We start from the raw sequence: 13,994 nt of genomic DNA, 5'->3' as shown, positions 1-13,994 counted from the left end.
GCCCGGTGGTCACCCCCGCGCGGAGCCGCCCTCGACGTTCGCGGCCATTCTGCGCAACACCTTGAGCGCGGCCACGTACTCGGCGTCGCTGATGCCCTCGTGCACCACAGCGCGCACCTCGGTCGCCAGCGCGCGCACCCGTACTCTCGCCGCCTCCCCGGCATCGGTGAGGTGCAGGCGCTGCCCGGCGTCGGTCCGCAACCAGCCTCGGTGGGTCAGCTGGTCGACGACGCGCGCGATCTCGTGCGGCCCGTCCGCGAGCGGCGTCAGCCGGCTGACGACCTCCTCGCGGCTGGGTGCGTCCGGCCCGCCGTGCACGCAGTTCACCACCCAGTACTGGGGCTGCGTGACGTCGATCCCGGCCATCGCGTCGCGCAGCCGCTCGGTGACGGCGGTGTGGACGCGTCCGCTCCAGTAGCCGATCGGCTGGGTGGCGAGCTGGTCGTCGGTGGCGCCCGGATCGGCCGGAGCCTGGTCCGTGCGGGTGTCGGTCGGCGGGTTCATGATCCCGAAGCTAGTGCCCGGCGAGCCGCTCCATCAAAGCGACGCCGCGCGCGAGCATCTCCTGCTCCTCCGCGCTGAGTTCGAGGTCGATGGCCCGGGCGAGCCAGTCGGCCCGGCGGTCGCGCTCCGCCTCCAGCGCCGCCCGCCCCACCTCGGAGAGGTCGACGAGGGACTTGCGGCCGTCCGTCGGGTGCGCACGGCGGACGATGAGGCCCTGGTCCATGAGGAGCCCGACCGCGCGGGCCATCGACTGGGGGCGTACGCGCTGGTCCGCCGCGAGGTCGCTGGTGGTCATGGCCCCGTCCCGGTCGAGCACGCCCAGAACGGCGACCTGGCCGTGCGGGATCCGGTCCTCCTGCTTCACGCGCCGCGCGAGTTTGCCCATGGCGGTGCGCAGATCGGCGGCGACGGTGGCGGGTTCCGGGGTGGGCATAGGGCACTTTAACCCGCGGTCGCCGACGCGTCTGCGCAGGTCGCCCGTGCAGTGGTCGTGGACGGGACAAGTGGACAGCGAAACTGAACAGCAAAGCTAAACAGTCAATCTGAACAGCATTGCTGTAGAGTTATGCCGTCGCGGCCCGCGCCGGCGCTGTCGCAAGATCGCCGCGGCACGTGACTACCGGAAGGACCTCGCATGGCCCACCAGGCAGCTGAGCCCACCGCAATCCAGTCCGTCACCGCCCGCCGGATCATCGACAGCCGTGGCAACCCCACCGTCGAGGCCGACGTCCGCCTCGCCGACGGGTCCCTCGGCCGCGCCGCGGTCCCGTCCGGCGCCTCCACCGGCGCCCGGGAGGCCCTGGAACTGCGCGACGGCGATGCCGGGCAGTGGCACGGCAAGGGGGTCGACCGCGCGGTCGCCCATGTCAACGGGGAGATCGCGGCCGCGGTCGTGGGCCGCGACGCGGACGACCAGGCCGGCCTGGACGCCGCGCTTGTCGCGCTCGACGGCACGCCCGGCAAGTCCCGGCTCGGCGCGAACGCGATCCTCGGGGTCTCCCTCGCCGCCGCGAAGGCGGCCGCCGCGGCCCACCGCCAGCCGCTCTACCGCTACCTCGGAGGCGCCGACGCCCGCCTGCTCCCGCTGCCGATGATGAACATCATCAACGGCGGGGCGCACGCCGACAATCCGCTGGACTTCCAGGAGTTCATGATCGCGCCGGTCGGGGCGGAGACCTTCGCGGAAGCCGTACGCATGGGCTCCGAGATCTTCCACACCCTGCGGCGCGACCTGCTCGCCGCCGGGCACTCCACCGGTGTCGGCGACGAAGGAGGCTTCGCGCCCGCGCTGCGCACCGCCGAGGAGGCGCTCGACTTCGTCATGAGCGCCGTCGAACGCACCGGATACCGTCCCGGCGCGGACATCGGCCTGATCATGGACCCCGCGTCCTCGGAGTTCTTCCGCGACGGCGCCTACGTGTACGCGGGAGAGGGCGTGCGCCGCAGCCCCTCCGAACAGGTCGAGTACCTGGCCAAGCTGATCGACGCGTACCCGATCGTCTCCATCGAGGACCCGATGGCCGAGGACGACATGGACGGCTGGCGCGAGCTGACCACCCGGGTCGGCCACCGCTGCCAGCTCACCGGCGACGACGTGTTCTGCACCGACGAGGCCCAGGTGCGCGAAGGCATCCGTACCGGCGTCGGCAACTCGGTCCTGGTGAAGGTCAACCAGATCGGCACCCTGACCGAAGCCCTCGCCACCGTCGCCACCGCACGCCGTGCGGGCTGGAGCGCCGTGATGTCCCACCGCTCCGGAGAGACGGAGGACACCACGATCGCGGACCTGGCGGTGGCGACGGGCTGCGGCCAGATCAAGACCGGCTCGCTGTCCCGCTCCGACCGCACGGCGAAATACAACCAACTGATCCGGATCGAGGAGGAGTTGGGTGAGTCTGCGCAGTACGCGGGCGGGTCGCTGCTGTCCCGCTCCTGAGGAGGAACGGGCCGCAGGGTTCTCGGCCGGTCCGCGCCGGCACGCGAACGGGCGGCCTCCGGTGGACAGTTACGTCCATCGGAGGCCGCCCTCCGTTCGCGGCGAGGCCGGTCCGGGCCGCCGGACACCGGACCGGCTCACCGCTCCCGGGTCACCGGGTCCGGGCCGAAAGAGACCCGGGTCAGGGGAAGTTGACGACGGTCGAAGGGATCGTCGATGTTCCCGAGGTGGGGGAGCCGGTGTTGTTGATGACGTGCTCGTACTGGCCGTTGCCGCCGAGCGAGACGACGAGCAGGTTGTGGAACTTCACGCCGGGCTTGACCGGGGCCTTGAAGCCGTGGCCCTGGATGATGGTCGGGTCGACGTTGTAGTAGCAGTAGCTGCCCATGCCCCAGCCCTCGTGCTGTTCGACCGAGTCGTCGACCCGGTAGGCGGCGTAGCCCTTCGTGTCGCCGTTCTGGATGGCGGCCTGGTTGGGCGCGTCGTAGGCCTTCTCGTTCTGGAAGAAGATCGTGCGGCCGCGCTCGCCGTACCACTCCACGTCGTACTTGTTGAAGTGCTCCACGAACAGCCCGGTCGCCAGCACGTCGTCACCGTTGACGCGGACACCGTAATCGGCCCGGTTGGTCTCCCAGCCCCAGCCCTCACCGTGGTCCGCACGCCACACCCAGGTGTGGTCGATGATCGTGTCGTCGCTGTTGACGACGATGCTGGTGGTCGCCTTGCCGGGGCCCGCCCCGCCGATCCGCACGAACACGTCCTGCAGCGACGTCGGGTTCGCCGAGTGATCGGCGGACGCGCCCTGCGGGCCGACCTCCAGCAGGGTCGGCGAGTTGACGGGGCCGGCGTCGATGAGGAAGCCCGCCAGCTTCACCCCGTCGACGTCGGCGACCTTCATCGCCGTCACGCCGTTGTCCGGGATGATCGTGGCCAGACCGAGGCCCAGGACGACCGTGTCGGCCCGGTTGACGTTGATGGTCTGGTCGATGTGGTAGACGCCGGGCGTGAAGAGCAGGTTCAGCCCCTGTGCGAGCGCGGCGTTGATCGTCGCGGCCGTGGCGCCCTGCTTGACGACGTAGAAGCGGTTCAGCGGGATGGACTCGCCCTGCTGGGCTCCGCCGTCCCATGAGACGCCGCGCGCGTTGACGCGCTTGGCGGGGACGAAGACCTTGTACTCGTTGCCGTCGAGGTAGAGGAACGGCTTCTCGCGCGAGATCGGGGTGGTGTCCAGCGTGGTGTACGGCGGGTCCGGGTAGCTCGCCGCCGGCGCGCCCTGGACGCCGGAGAACGTCATGTTCCACACGGCGTTGGTCCAGCCGCCCACGGAGCTGTCGCGGGTGTACCACTGCTGCTGGGAGTACGGTCCGACCGTGCCGTCGATCTTGGAGTCGGCGATGTAGCCGCCGCTGGCCCAGCCGTATCCGTCGGGCGCGAGGTTCAACCCGCCCTTGACGTGCATCCGGCGGAAGGGCGCGGCCTGGGAAACGGCCCAGCGGTTGGTGCCGTTGACCGGGTTGAGGGTCAGGTTCTCCGCCGAACGCCAGAAGTTCTGCGTCGCGTTCCCGTCGAACCAGCCCGCGTCGACCGTCACATCACCGTTGAACGTGGTGTCGTTCGGGTTGAGGCCGAGACCGGCGATCTGCGTGTAGAAGCCGATCTGCGCGTTGAGATTGTTGTACGTGCCCGGCTTGAAGAGGAGCGCGTGCCGGCCGTTGCCGAACTGGGCCTCCTCCTGCTGCTCGAAGATCGCGTCGACCTTGCCCTGGATGTCGGGCGTGGACGGGTCGAAGACGTGGACGTTGGGGCCGAGGTCGCCGCCGCCCGGGATCTCCGGACCGCCGCCGCCGTCACGGGTGCCGAAGACCTTGAACTCCCAGAGCGAGTAGCCGTATCCGGTGGCACGCTCGGTGCCGGTCAGACGCACGTGGCGCGCGTCGCCGGAGACGTTCACGGTCTCGTTGCCGCCCGCCGAAGTGGTGGTGCTGTAGGCGGTCGTCCAGTTGCTGCCGTCGGCCGAGATCTCGATGCGGTAGCTCTTCGCGTGCGCGGCCTCCCAGGAGAGTTCGACCCGGCTGAGCGCGGCCGGGGAGCCGAGGTCGATCCGTATCCACTGGGGATCGGCGAACGCGCTGGACCAGCGTGTCCCGCCGTCCCCGTCGACGGCGTTCCCCGCGGCCGTGCCGCCGTTCTCCTCGCTCGACGCGGTCACCGCGGCGCCCTGGGAGAGCAGGACGGGAGCGGCCTGCGCCGGAGCCGCCTGCACGGTCGCGAGGAGCGCCGCGACCAGCGTGGTGACGAGGGCGAGGGCGAGGGTGCGCCATCGGCGGGATGCGGCCATCGGGGGCCGCGAGGGTCTGACGAGGGCAACGGACATGTCTGATCTCCTGAAAGGTCAGGTGGGCGGGGGTGGAACGGGTGCGGACTCGTGCTCCCACAGGGGGAGAGAGCGCTCTCTCGGTAGCCGAATGATTCTCCCGTGTTTCCGTCACGTCAAGAGTTGTGCACAGAAAGGCCGCGGCTTGTCGGCCGGACCGTCCGATGTTTCATCTCCTGAAAGGGCAGAGGCAGTTGACCAGGCATCAGAACGACAAGTCGGGCCCTGGCAGTGATGGTCTCTTGAATCAACTCGGCCGCGACTCTTGACGGTTCACTCCGCTCCCGCCAGTCTCCCCACTGCGGGGGAGCGCTCTCTCGGCCCCACCCCCTCACAGAGCAAGGAGTTCGCATGGAAGCCCGTGGAACACCACGGTTGCGCGGTGCCCTGGCGGTCATGGCCGCCGTGGCCCTCCTGTTCACCCTCTCGGTGGCCGTCTCCCCGGAACGCGCCGCCGCCGCGGCCGTTCTCGTCTCCCAGGGAAAGCCGGCGACCGCCTCCAGCACCGAGGCGCCCTTCACCGCCGCGTCGGCCGTGGACGGCGACCGGGCCACCCGCTGGTCCAGCGCCTTCACCGACGACGAGTGGATCCGCATCGACCTGGGCGCGAGCACATCGATCGGGCAGGTCGTCCTCGACTGGGAGGCCGCGTACGCCAAGGGCTACCGGCTGGAGGTCTCCGCCGACGGAACCGACTGGACGACGATCCACTCCACCACGACCGGCTCCGGGGGCGTCGAGACCCTGACGGTCTCCGGAACCGGCCGCTACATCCGGATGTACGGCACCGAGCGCGCCACCGCCTGGGGCTACTCACTCCACGAGTTCCAGGTCTACTCCACCACCGACGGTGGCACCGCCCCCGGCGACGACGACGTCCTGCTCTCCTACGGCAAGGCCGGCTCCGCCTCGACCTCCCAGCACGACGGCACCTGCTGGGAGTGCTCGCCGGACAAGGCCTTCGACCGTGACCCGGCCAGCCGCTGGGCCACCAGCCCCGAGGGCGGCTGGACCGACCAGGGCTGGATCGCGGTCGACCTCGGCGCCCGCGCCGAGATCCACCGGGTCGTCCTCCAGTGGGACCCGGCCCACGCCAGGGCCTACCGGATCGAGGTCTCCGACAACGGGACCGACTGGACGACGATCCACTCCACCACCACCGGCACCGGGTTCAAGGAGACGCTGGACGTCAGCGGCGCCGGCCGGCACGTACGCCTGTACGCCACCCAGCGCAGCGGCGCGTACGGCTACTCGCTCTGGGAGTTCCAGGTCTGGGGCACCGGCGGAGCCCCGAACCCCGCACCGCCGCTGCCGGCCGACCCCACGTACGACCGGCTGGTCTTCAGCGACGAGTTCAACGGTCCCGCGGGCGCCGCGCCCGACCCCGCCAAGTGGGTCCCGGAGACGGGCACCGGCCCCAACAACGAGCTGGAGTACTACACGAACAACAAGAACGCCGCCCAGGACGGCAACGGCAGTCTCGTCCTGGAGGCCCGCCGCGAGGAGACCCCGGGTTCCGCCTGCCCGCCCGACCCGCTGAGCGGCAGCACCACATGCCAGTACACCTCGGCGCGGCTCAACACCTACGGGAAGTTCCAGTTCACCTACGGCCGGGTCGAGGCGCGCATCAAGGTCTCCGGCACGCAAGGGCTCTGGCCCGCGTTCTGGATGCTGGGCGCGGACTACTTCGACCAGGGCCGCCCGTGGCCCTACACCGGCGAGATCGACATCGTGGAGCACGTAGGCAAGGAGCCGAGCACCACCTACTCCACCCTCCACGCGCCCGCGTACAACGGCGCGGCCGGCTACGGAGCCCCGTACTCCCTGCCCGGGGGCGCGGACTTCGCCGACGACTTCCACACCTTCGCCGTGGACTGGGACAGCAAGGGCATGACGTTCCGGGTCGACGGCCAGGTGACGCACACGGTCGACAAGGAGGAGCTGGAGGGCACCCGCGGTCCCTGGGTGTTCGACCACGACTTCTTCCTCATCCTCAACAACGCGGTCGGCGGTGACTGGCCCGGACCGCCGGACGCCACCACCCGCTTCCCGCAGAAGCTGAGCATCGACTACGTCAAGGTCTGGCAGTAGCAGACCGCGCACCGGGGCGGCCGGGCGGCGGCGGCAGGACCCGCCGCCGCCCGGCCGCCCGCCCCGGCTTCAGCCGCCTGTCCCGGACTCGGCGCCCCCGCGAGGCGCGTACAGAATCCAGAGCGGCCCGTCGGCGAGATCGACCCGCCGCCCGTCGGCGCCGGTGTACACCGTGTCCGCGTCGGCCGCGCTCCGCGACCACCGTGCCTCGTACGTCCGGCCGTCGCGCAGGACGACCGCGCTGCCCGACCCCACGGTCTCGGTGAAGGGGGTGACGTTCCCGGACCGGTCGCTGAAGTCCGACGGGCGGACGGTCACGTCCTGGACGACGACCGTCCCGGCCCCGATCCGCTCGCCGTCCGCGGTACGGGCAGGGGAGCCGTCCAGGGCGACCAGCCAGCGGTCGCGTTCGGCGGACCAGGTGAAGGTCACGGACGCGGACGGATAGCGGACCGTCCGGCTGTCCTCCGGTTCGCCACCGGGCGGCGGCGGGCCCTTCTTCAGCCCCAGCTCCTCGACGGCGTCCACACCGGAGGCGGTGAACGGAATCCGCTCCGGCCGCAGATAGAGATTGTGCGGTGCGGGCCGGTCCTGGCCGCGGAAGTACGCCCCCGGCGCCTTCGAGGGCGGCACGGCCTCCAGCGGCGCGCGGTCGATGACCGGCAACAGCCTGCTCTGCGCCCCGGAGAAGGCCAGCGTCGGCCGGTCGAACTGCCGCAGCAGCTCCAGATCGGTCTCCCGTGCGCTGCGCACCGGGCCGACGACCGGTGGCAGATCGGAGGAGTAGACGGCGAGGATCCGGCTGAGACCGGCTTCCACCTGCTCGACGTAGACGATGTCGGCCCGCTCCAGGCCGGTGTGGGGGCGTGCGGGCGCCACATTGTCGATCTTCACGGCGAGTACGTCGGCGGTCCTGCCCGCACCGGACGGGGAACTGCTGCTGGGCGACGGCGACGAACCGTCCCCGCCCGTGCACGCGGCGGTCACGGCCAGCAGGAGCGCGGTGAACAGCGCTGCGACCGAGGTCCTGACTCCGGCTGCGGACATGGCGACCGCCCTTCCGGGGCGTCGGCCGGCGGTGGTGGCGGAGCTCCGCCGTGTCGCGGCCCCTCATCCATCATCACGCGTCCGGCGCGCCGGTGGTTGCGCCGGACGGAAGCCTCTGCCCAGGAACGGCACCGAAATCGGCCTCGAACGGCTCCGGAACCGTACGGAGTGAGCACGCACTCCGTACGGTTCCCGCCATGACCGAGAAGCCGACGACCCGTCGCCGTGCGGCGGGCATGAGCCCCGATCGGCGCCGCGAAATGATCGTCGAGGCGGCCATTCCCCTGCCTGGCCGAGGCCGCCGACGCCCTGGAGGCGGACCCGGACCGGATGGGCGCCATCGCGGGATCGCTCCACACCTCCGGCCACCGCCGCCGCGACGCGCCGGCGGGCGCACAGGCCCGCGGCATGGGGCGTGAGGAGTCGATGGCCGCGATCCGGAGCGCGGTCGCCGAGCTCCTGGCACCCGACGCCGCATCCTTCCGGCTCCCCGTGGAACAGGCCGCCGCGCTCTTCCTGGGCCTGCTGTTCACCCGCCCGCACCCCGGCGACCCGGCACGCCTCACCGGGAGCGGGCTGGCCGAGGTCTTCCTCCACGGCGCGCTCGCCCCGACACCGGGGGCCGGACATGGCTGGAACTGCTCTGCGCCGCGCACCCGATTCCGCTTCCGAAGGCGCTGTTCGCTCTCTACGGTTGCATCAGCGACGGTTCACGTGCCCGTACGCTGCGACAGGTGAGGCGGAGGGGGTTCGGTGGAAGCCGAGTTGACGGCACTGGCGGCATCGGGTGCGACGACGTTCGTGGGGCTGATGGCGACCGAGGCCTGGACGCAGGTGCGCGGGCGCGTGGCCCGGTTCCTGGGCCGGGGCGAGGACGACGAGACGATCGACGCCGAGCTGGAGGAGTCCCGCGAAGAATTGATCGCCGCACGGCGGAACGGCGACGAGGACGGCGCGGCGGACGTCGCGGCCGAGTGGCGGATCAGGATCCGCCGGGCGCTGCGCGACAACCCCGAGGCCGAGCAGGAGCTGCGGGCCATCCTCGACGACCTGGCGCCCCAGCATGATGCCGGCCCCACTGTGGCGATCAACCACAACACGATCCACGGCGGCTACTACAACGCCCCGGTGATCATGGCTCAGTGGGTCAACGACGGCGTAACCCCCACGTCCCGGCGGGGGCCGGGCAACGCGTGACAACCCCGAGTTCCGGCGACGTGCCGCAGCACGCCCACTCGCGGAACGACTTCTCCGGCACGAGCCACGGCCCGGTGGTGCAGGCCGCCACGATCCACGGCGGCATCACCTTCCAGGTGCAGCCGGCCGCGGCTGCCGGGGAGTGGGCCGCCCCCGACGAGATCCCTCCCTTGACCGTACGGTTCCGCAACCGGGAGCGGATGCTGAATCTGCTCGACGGCTGGTTCGGCCGCGACCTCGACGGCGCGAGCGTCGGCTTCGGGGCGCTGTACGGGCTGCCTGGCGTCGGCAAGACCACGTTGGTGTCCCGCTGGGCGGAACGGGGGAGCGAGTGGTTCCCCGACGGGCAGATCTATGTGGACTTCGCGACCCTGCGGGGTGGCACAGCGGGCGCCGACGTCTCGGAGGCCGCATGGTGCTGCCTGAAGTCCCTGGGGGTCGACGCCGCGTACATCCCCGCCGCGCTGGCGGACCGCACCAGGCTCCTGCGGACCAGGACGGCGGGCAAACGACTGCTGGTCTTCCTGGACAACATCACCGACCCCTCCCACGCGGTCGCGCTCCTGCCGAAGGGCAGGGGCAGCGTGCTGCTCGTGGCGAGTGGATCGCGACTGGGGGAACTCGCCCTGGACGGCGCGCGGATGATGCCGGTGGAGCCGCTCGACCGCGAGAACGGCCTGAAGGTGCTCGCCGACCGCTGCGGGGCCGGGACCGTCGCGGCGGACCCGCACGCGGCGGACGAGGTGGTGCGCCTCTGCGGCGGTCTGCCGGTGGCCCTGCACGTGGCCGCCGCCCGGCTGGCGACCGAGACACGCCTCACCCTGGCGACGCTCGCTGCGGAACTCGCCGACGAACCAAGCCGACTGGCAGGAATGTCCCTGGGAAAGGAGCGGTCCGTGGCCGCCGCGTTCGATCTCGCCTACCGTGAACTCGACCCGGAGACCGCCAGGCTCTACCGCCTGATGGGCTGGCACCCGGGGGCCACTTTCGACGCCGGAGTCGCCGCGGTGGCGGCGGACCTGGACCCGGGACGTACCGCGGACGCGCTGGACGCGCTGACCCGTGCCAGCCTGCTGGAGGAGACGCCGGACGGGCGTTTCCGCTTCCACGATCTCGTACGGCTGCACGCCCGCGAACGTGCGACGGAGGAGGAGGGGCCGGCCGAACGGACCGCTCTCGTGGGGCGGGTGACGCTGCACTACCTGGCCCTGACCGCGCTCGCCGACCGAGCCGTCCTGCTGGACCGGCTGCGGATCGCCGATCTCACGCGGCTGCTCGCCGACGTCCCCGACCCCTTCGGAGCCGAGGGCGGACCGAAGCCGCTGGCCTGGCTGGAGGCCGAACACCGCAACATCCTCGGCGTCCTGCGGGCCGCCGCGCGCGAGGAGACGCTGCACACCGAGGTCTGGCAGCTCGCCGAGGCGTTCACGGTCCTGTTCTTCCACCACCGGCACCTCGGCGACTGGCGGGAATCGCTCGAACTCGGCGCGGCAGCCGCCGCCGAGGCGATGGTCCCGGCCGCCGAGGCGCGACTGCGCAGCCTGCTGTCGCGTCCGCTGATGGACCTGGGCGAGTACGAGGCGGCGCGCCGCGAACTGGACGCCGCCGAGGCCTGCGCCGAGGTGTCGGACCATCTGGTCGTCCGTGCCTCCGTCCAGGAGTTCTCCGGACGGTACTGGGACCGCACCGACCCGGTCCGGGCCATGGAGGCCTACCGCAAGGCCATCGACCTCAACACGGCCGCGCACGAGGGCCGCGGCGCCGCCATAGCGTCCTACTTCCTCGGCTGTGCCCAGGACGCGGCCGAGGCCCACCGCGAGGCCCTGCACACCCTGCGCGGCGCGCACGACGAGTTCGTCGCGCGCAACGACCCGCGGATGGCGGCGCGGGCGCAGGTGGCCATCGGCATCGCTCACGGCCGCCTCGACGAGACCGATGCGGCGGTGCGGGCGCTGAGCGAGGCGATCGAGATCCTGGAGAAGAAGAAGGCGACCCACTACGTGGCGCAGGCGCTCGTCGCGCTCGCCGACATCCAGGAAAGCTCGCAGGGCGATCCCCACCAGGTACGCGCCCATCTGGAACGTGCCCTGGAGATCTACGAGGCCGGTGGCAGCCCCCTCGCGGAGGAGCTGCGGACGAGGCTGGCAGGAGGAGAACCGACGGCGCGGTGACGCGGGCAATCGTGCTCGCTCAGCCGGACGAGCCGCCCGGCCGGTGTGCGCGCAGCCGGAGCGCCACATCCTCGGCCCGCGCGCCGACCCGTACGGTCACCATGGTGTCGTCCAGCGGAGCGGCGGCGCGCAGCAGCGCGTAGACGGCCGACGCGGGCAGTGCGGGGTCCCGCGTCGGCCCTGTCAGGGCGGCCTCCACGATCCGGCCGTCCCGCAGACCCACCAGAACCCCGCCGCCCGCCAGCGAGGCCGCCGCGAGCCGGCAGCCCGGCAGACGGTCCAGGGTCGCGCCGATCCACCGGACACCCGCCGCGGCGGAACGGACGGGCGCGCCGCACAGGATCACCGAGGCGCTCTCCAGCAGACGCCGCTCCGGTTCCCGCTCGTCGCAGGCCAGGTGACGAAAACGCCCGACCGTCTCGTCCTCGCCCGGGTCGTCCGCCTCCTGCCGGACCGCCGCGGGCTGTCTGCGTACGGTGATGGCGTCCGGTCCGTCGGTCGGCAGCCCGGTCGTGGTGACCATCCAGGCGGTGGCCTTCGTGCCGGTCGCGACGGGCTCGGCCAGGAACCACTCCGGCGGGACGGTGGACACCGGCTCGGGGAGGCCGAGCAGGCCGTAGAGGGCGGTACGCAGTCGGGGCAGCGCCCGGCCCGGCTGATGGAAGGCGCCCTCGGTGACGGTGGCGAAGAGATCGGGCCGCTGCCCGGACAGGGCGGAGACGATCTGGCCCTGCATATCGGCGTGGGCATCGAGGCGGGGTGCGGTCCGGCCCAGAGCGGCCACCGCGGTGCCGGGCACGGCCTCGCTCCCGAAGGCCCCCAGCAGAACCGGTTTGCCGAGCGCCGCACCGTACAGCGTCACCGACCCGTGGTCGCCCACGACCACGTCCGCCGCGACCAGCGCCGACCGCCACGCGTGGATGTGCGGAATCAGCATCAGCCCGGCGTCCAGAGCGGGCTTGAGGACATTGCGGATCTGCCAGGAACCGTGTCCCGCCCAGACGTTGGGGTGGACGATCGCCGCCACCCGGAACTCGTCGTACGGGAGCGCGGCCAGCACCCGGGCCGCCAGCCCGGGATCCCGCCCGATCAGCGAGGTGCGCCCCCAGGTGGAGCTGAGCACCACCAGCCGGTGCCGGCCGGGCACGCCGAGCGCCCGGCGGAAGGCGTCGGCCCGGTCCGCGCTGACCAGCAGTTCGTCGAAGCACGGGTCGCCCACGAGCAGCGTGCGCCCGGCCGCCTTCGGATACGAGGAGAGCAGCTGCTCCTCCTGCTGCGGATGGGAGATCGCCAGCCAGGCCCTGCCGGATTCCAGCAGGCTGTCCGGCACGACCCCCGACAGTCGGTCGCCCGGTGCGCGGGCGTCGGGCACCTGCTTCTGGAAGCCGATGCCGTGCGGCAGCACGAGGACCGGGCAATGCCCCTCGGGCACATCGACGTTCTCGCTGGCGGTGAGGATCAGATCGGGCTCGGCGTCGCTCACCTGCTCCCAGGGGATGACCAGGCAGCCCGCGTCGTGGAGCAGATCCAGCACGCCGGCGTTGAAGGCCGAAGTGGGGTCGTGGGCGAAGACCACGGTCACCCGGTCGTCCCCGCGCAGAAGGGCGGGCAGACATTCGAGGACCCGTACGGTCGAGGTCACCGTACGGGCCGCTACGACCAGGGTCTTCTCACCGTGGAAGGTGCTCCACCGCCCGGCGTCGCTGCCGACGGGGACGCGGAGGGGCTGGCTAGCGTGCATGGCCACCCCGAAAGGCTACGGGCACACCGCCCCAGCGCGGCTCGCGGCTCGCGGCTCGCGGCTATTGTCGATTTATCGCATCTCAAGCGGTGCTGCAACCTTTTCAGGGGTCGAACGGGAGTGCAGGGCGGTCATATTGTACGGGAATCATCACGCATCGGATGGTGCGGTCGGCCCGCCAGGACGAGGACGAAGAACACCGTCTCGATGCCCGCCGTTCCCGCACCGAGCGGGCGCAGCGCCGCGTTCACCGCGGGGAGCCCCCCGAGCATCGCCAGCGCCTTGGAGTCGATGCCGCCCTCGGCGATCTCGGAGATCACCACGCACGGCACGAGCACCAGCAGTACGCCGAAGACCAGCGGCGGCGCGTACGTCGCGCCCAGCCGGCCCGGCGCGACGACGAAGGGTCAGAAGAACGCGACCAGGCCGAGGAACGCCGCCATGGCGAACACGACTCCGGCGCGCGGTGCGATGCGGATGGCCCCGGCGGAGCGCTCCGTGAGGTTTTTCAGGTCCTTCGTCAGATATGGCAGCGGCGACAGGATCTTCGCGACCTGCGGGGCGAAGACCGGGGAGGCGATGTCCACGGCCCGTGCCGCGAACTCGACGTCATGGGTGAAGATCACCACCGACCGCCCCTCGGCGGCGAGTTCGTCGACCGTGGCGATCAGCCGGGTCTTGGCGCGGTAGTCCAGACCGCGCGTCGGCTCGTCCAGCAGCAGGATCCGGGGCGCGGCCGTCAGCTGGATCGCGAGGACCAGGGCCGGCTTCTGGCCCTCGGAGAGGTCGCGCGGGTGTGTCGCGCCGTCGATGCCCGGGGCCGGCCGGTCCAGGATGGGGAAGCGGTTGACTGTGCCGCTCCCCACCCCGTCGCGGCGTTCCTGGCCCCGCCCCTGACGGACGGTCTGGTCCAGACCTCTTGACCGAAGGTCT

At 71.7% G+C, this 13,994-nt stretch carries 10 protein-coding genes and 2 pseudogenes; 5 read left to right on the top strand and 7 right to left on the bottom strand.

The features are described 5' to 3' along the window. Positions 1-9 precede the first annotated feature (9 nt). Both KV381_RS01390 and KV381_RS01385 read right to left on the bottom strand, forming a co-directional pair. Positions 10-504 carry a MarR family winged helix-turn-helix transcriptional regulator gene (locus KV381_RS01390; RefSeq protein WP_030630395.1) on the bottom strand — a complete coding sequence of 165 codons (495 nt, stop codon included), beginning with the start codon at positions 502-504 and terminating at the stop codon, positions 10-12. A gap of 10 nt (positions 505-514) precedes the next feature. Beyond that, positions 515-937, bottom strand: a complete 423-nt coding sequence (locus tag KV381_RS01385) for a MarR family winged helix-turn-helix transcriptional regulator (RefSeq protein WP_030082546.1) — start codon at positions 935-937, stop codon at positions 515-517. Positions 938-1,138: 201 nt separating this feature from the next. Between KV381_RS01385 and eno the strand changes: the two genes are divergently transcribed. Further along, positions 1,139-2,440: a phosphopyruvate hydratase gene (eno, locus tag KV381_RS01380; RefSeq protein ID WP_098025801.1), complete on the top strand. Its 1,302-nt coding sequence runs from the start codon at positions 1,139-1,141 to the stop codon at positions 2,438-2,440. 181 nt (positions 2,441-2,621) lie between these two features. Here eno and KV381_RS01375 read toward each other — a convergent pair whose 3' ends face one another. Beyond that, the gene (locus KV381_RS01375; RefSeq protein ID WP_218784280.1) at positions 2,622-4,814 is read right to left on the bottom strand and encodes a discoidin domain-containing protein; all 2,193 of its coding nucleotides are present in this window, start codon (positions 4,812-4,814) and stop codon (positions 2,622-2,624) included. Between the two features lie 351 nt (positions 4,815-5,165). Here KV381_RS01375 and KV381_RS01370 point away from each other — a divergent pair, with 351 nt between their 5' ends. Further along, positions 5,166-6,905, top strand: coding sequence for a discoidin domain-containing protein (locus KV381_RS01370; RefSeq protein WP_218784279.1), 1,740 nt, complete (start codon positions 5,166-5,168; stop codon positions 6,903-6,905). Positions 6,906-6,974: 69 nt separating this feature from the next. Here KV381_RS01370 and KV381_RS01365 read toward each other — a convergent pair whose 3' ends face one another. Continuing rightward, complete coding sequence (locus KV381_RS01365) at positions 6,975-7,952, bottom strand: DUF3048 domain-containing protein (RefSeq protein WP_030088534.1); 978 nt, start codon at positions 7,950-7,952, stop codon at positions 6,975-6,977. A 330-nt stretch (positions 7,953-8,282) separates the two neighbouring features. On the opposite strand from KV381_RS01365, the gene KV381_RS01360 reads away from it, so the two are divergent. From KV381_RS01360 to KV381_RS01350, 3 genes are read left to right on the top strand one after another with little or no spacing between them, the layout of a single operon-like run. Further along, positions 8,283-8,690 (top strand): hypothetical protein, encoded by a 408-nt coding sequence (locus KV381_RS01360; RefSeq protein WP_256994999.1) that lies wholly within the window; start codon positions 8,283-8,285, stop codon positions 8,688-8,690. Positions 8,691-8,705: 15 nt separating this feature from the next. Beyond that, the gene (locus tag KV381_RS01355) at positions 8,706-9,149 is read left to right on the top strand and encodes a hypothetical protein (protein WP_218784278.1); all 444 of its coding nucleotides are present in this window, start codon (positions 8,706-8,708) and stop codon (positions 9,147-9,149) included. Next, a complete protein-coding gene (locus KV381_RS01350) occupies positions 9,146-11,320 on the top strand; it encodes a tetratricopeptide repeat protein (protein ID WP_218784277.1) in 2,175 nt (724 codons plus the stop codon). The genes KV381_RS01355 and KV381_RS01350 overlap by 4 nt, the downstream gene beginning before the upstream one ends. Positions 11,321-11,339: 19 nt before the next feature. Here KV381_RS01350 and KV381_RS01345 read toward each other — a convergent pair whose 3' ends face one another. From KV381_RS01345 to KV381_RS01335, 3 genes and pseudogenes are all read right to left on the bottom strand, one after another. Continuing rightward, entirely contained in the window at positions 11,340-13,061 is a 1,722-nt protein-coding gene (locus tag KV381_RS01345; protein ID WP_218787158.1) for a hypothetical protein, read from the bottom strand. Positions 13,062-13,219: 158 nt separating this feature from the next. Beyond that, positions 13,220-13,504 (bottom strand): annotated as a pseudogene (locus KV381_RS01340) (ECF transporter S component); the annotation flags it as partial. A 69-nt stretch (positions 13,505-13,573) separates the two neighbouring features. Beyond that, positions 13,574-13,942: pseudogene (locus KV381_RS01335) on the bottom strand (AAA family ATPase); the annotation flags it as partial. Positions 13,943-13,994: the final 52 nt, after the last annotated feature.

This window comes from Streptomyces sp. WY228, assembly GCF_019287315.1.
GTDB lineage: Bacteria > Actinomycetota > Actinomycetes > Streptomycetales > Streptomycetaceae > Streptomyces > Streptomyces caviscabies.
Note: the sequence above shows the minus strand (reverse complement) of the source record. Positions and strands in the feature narration are given on the sequence as shown.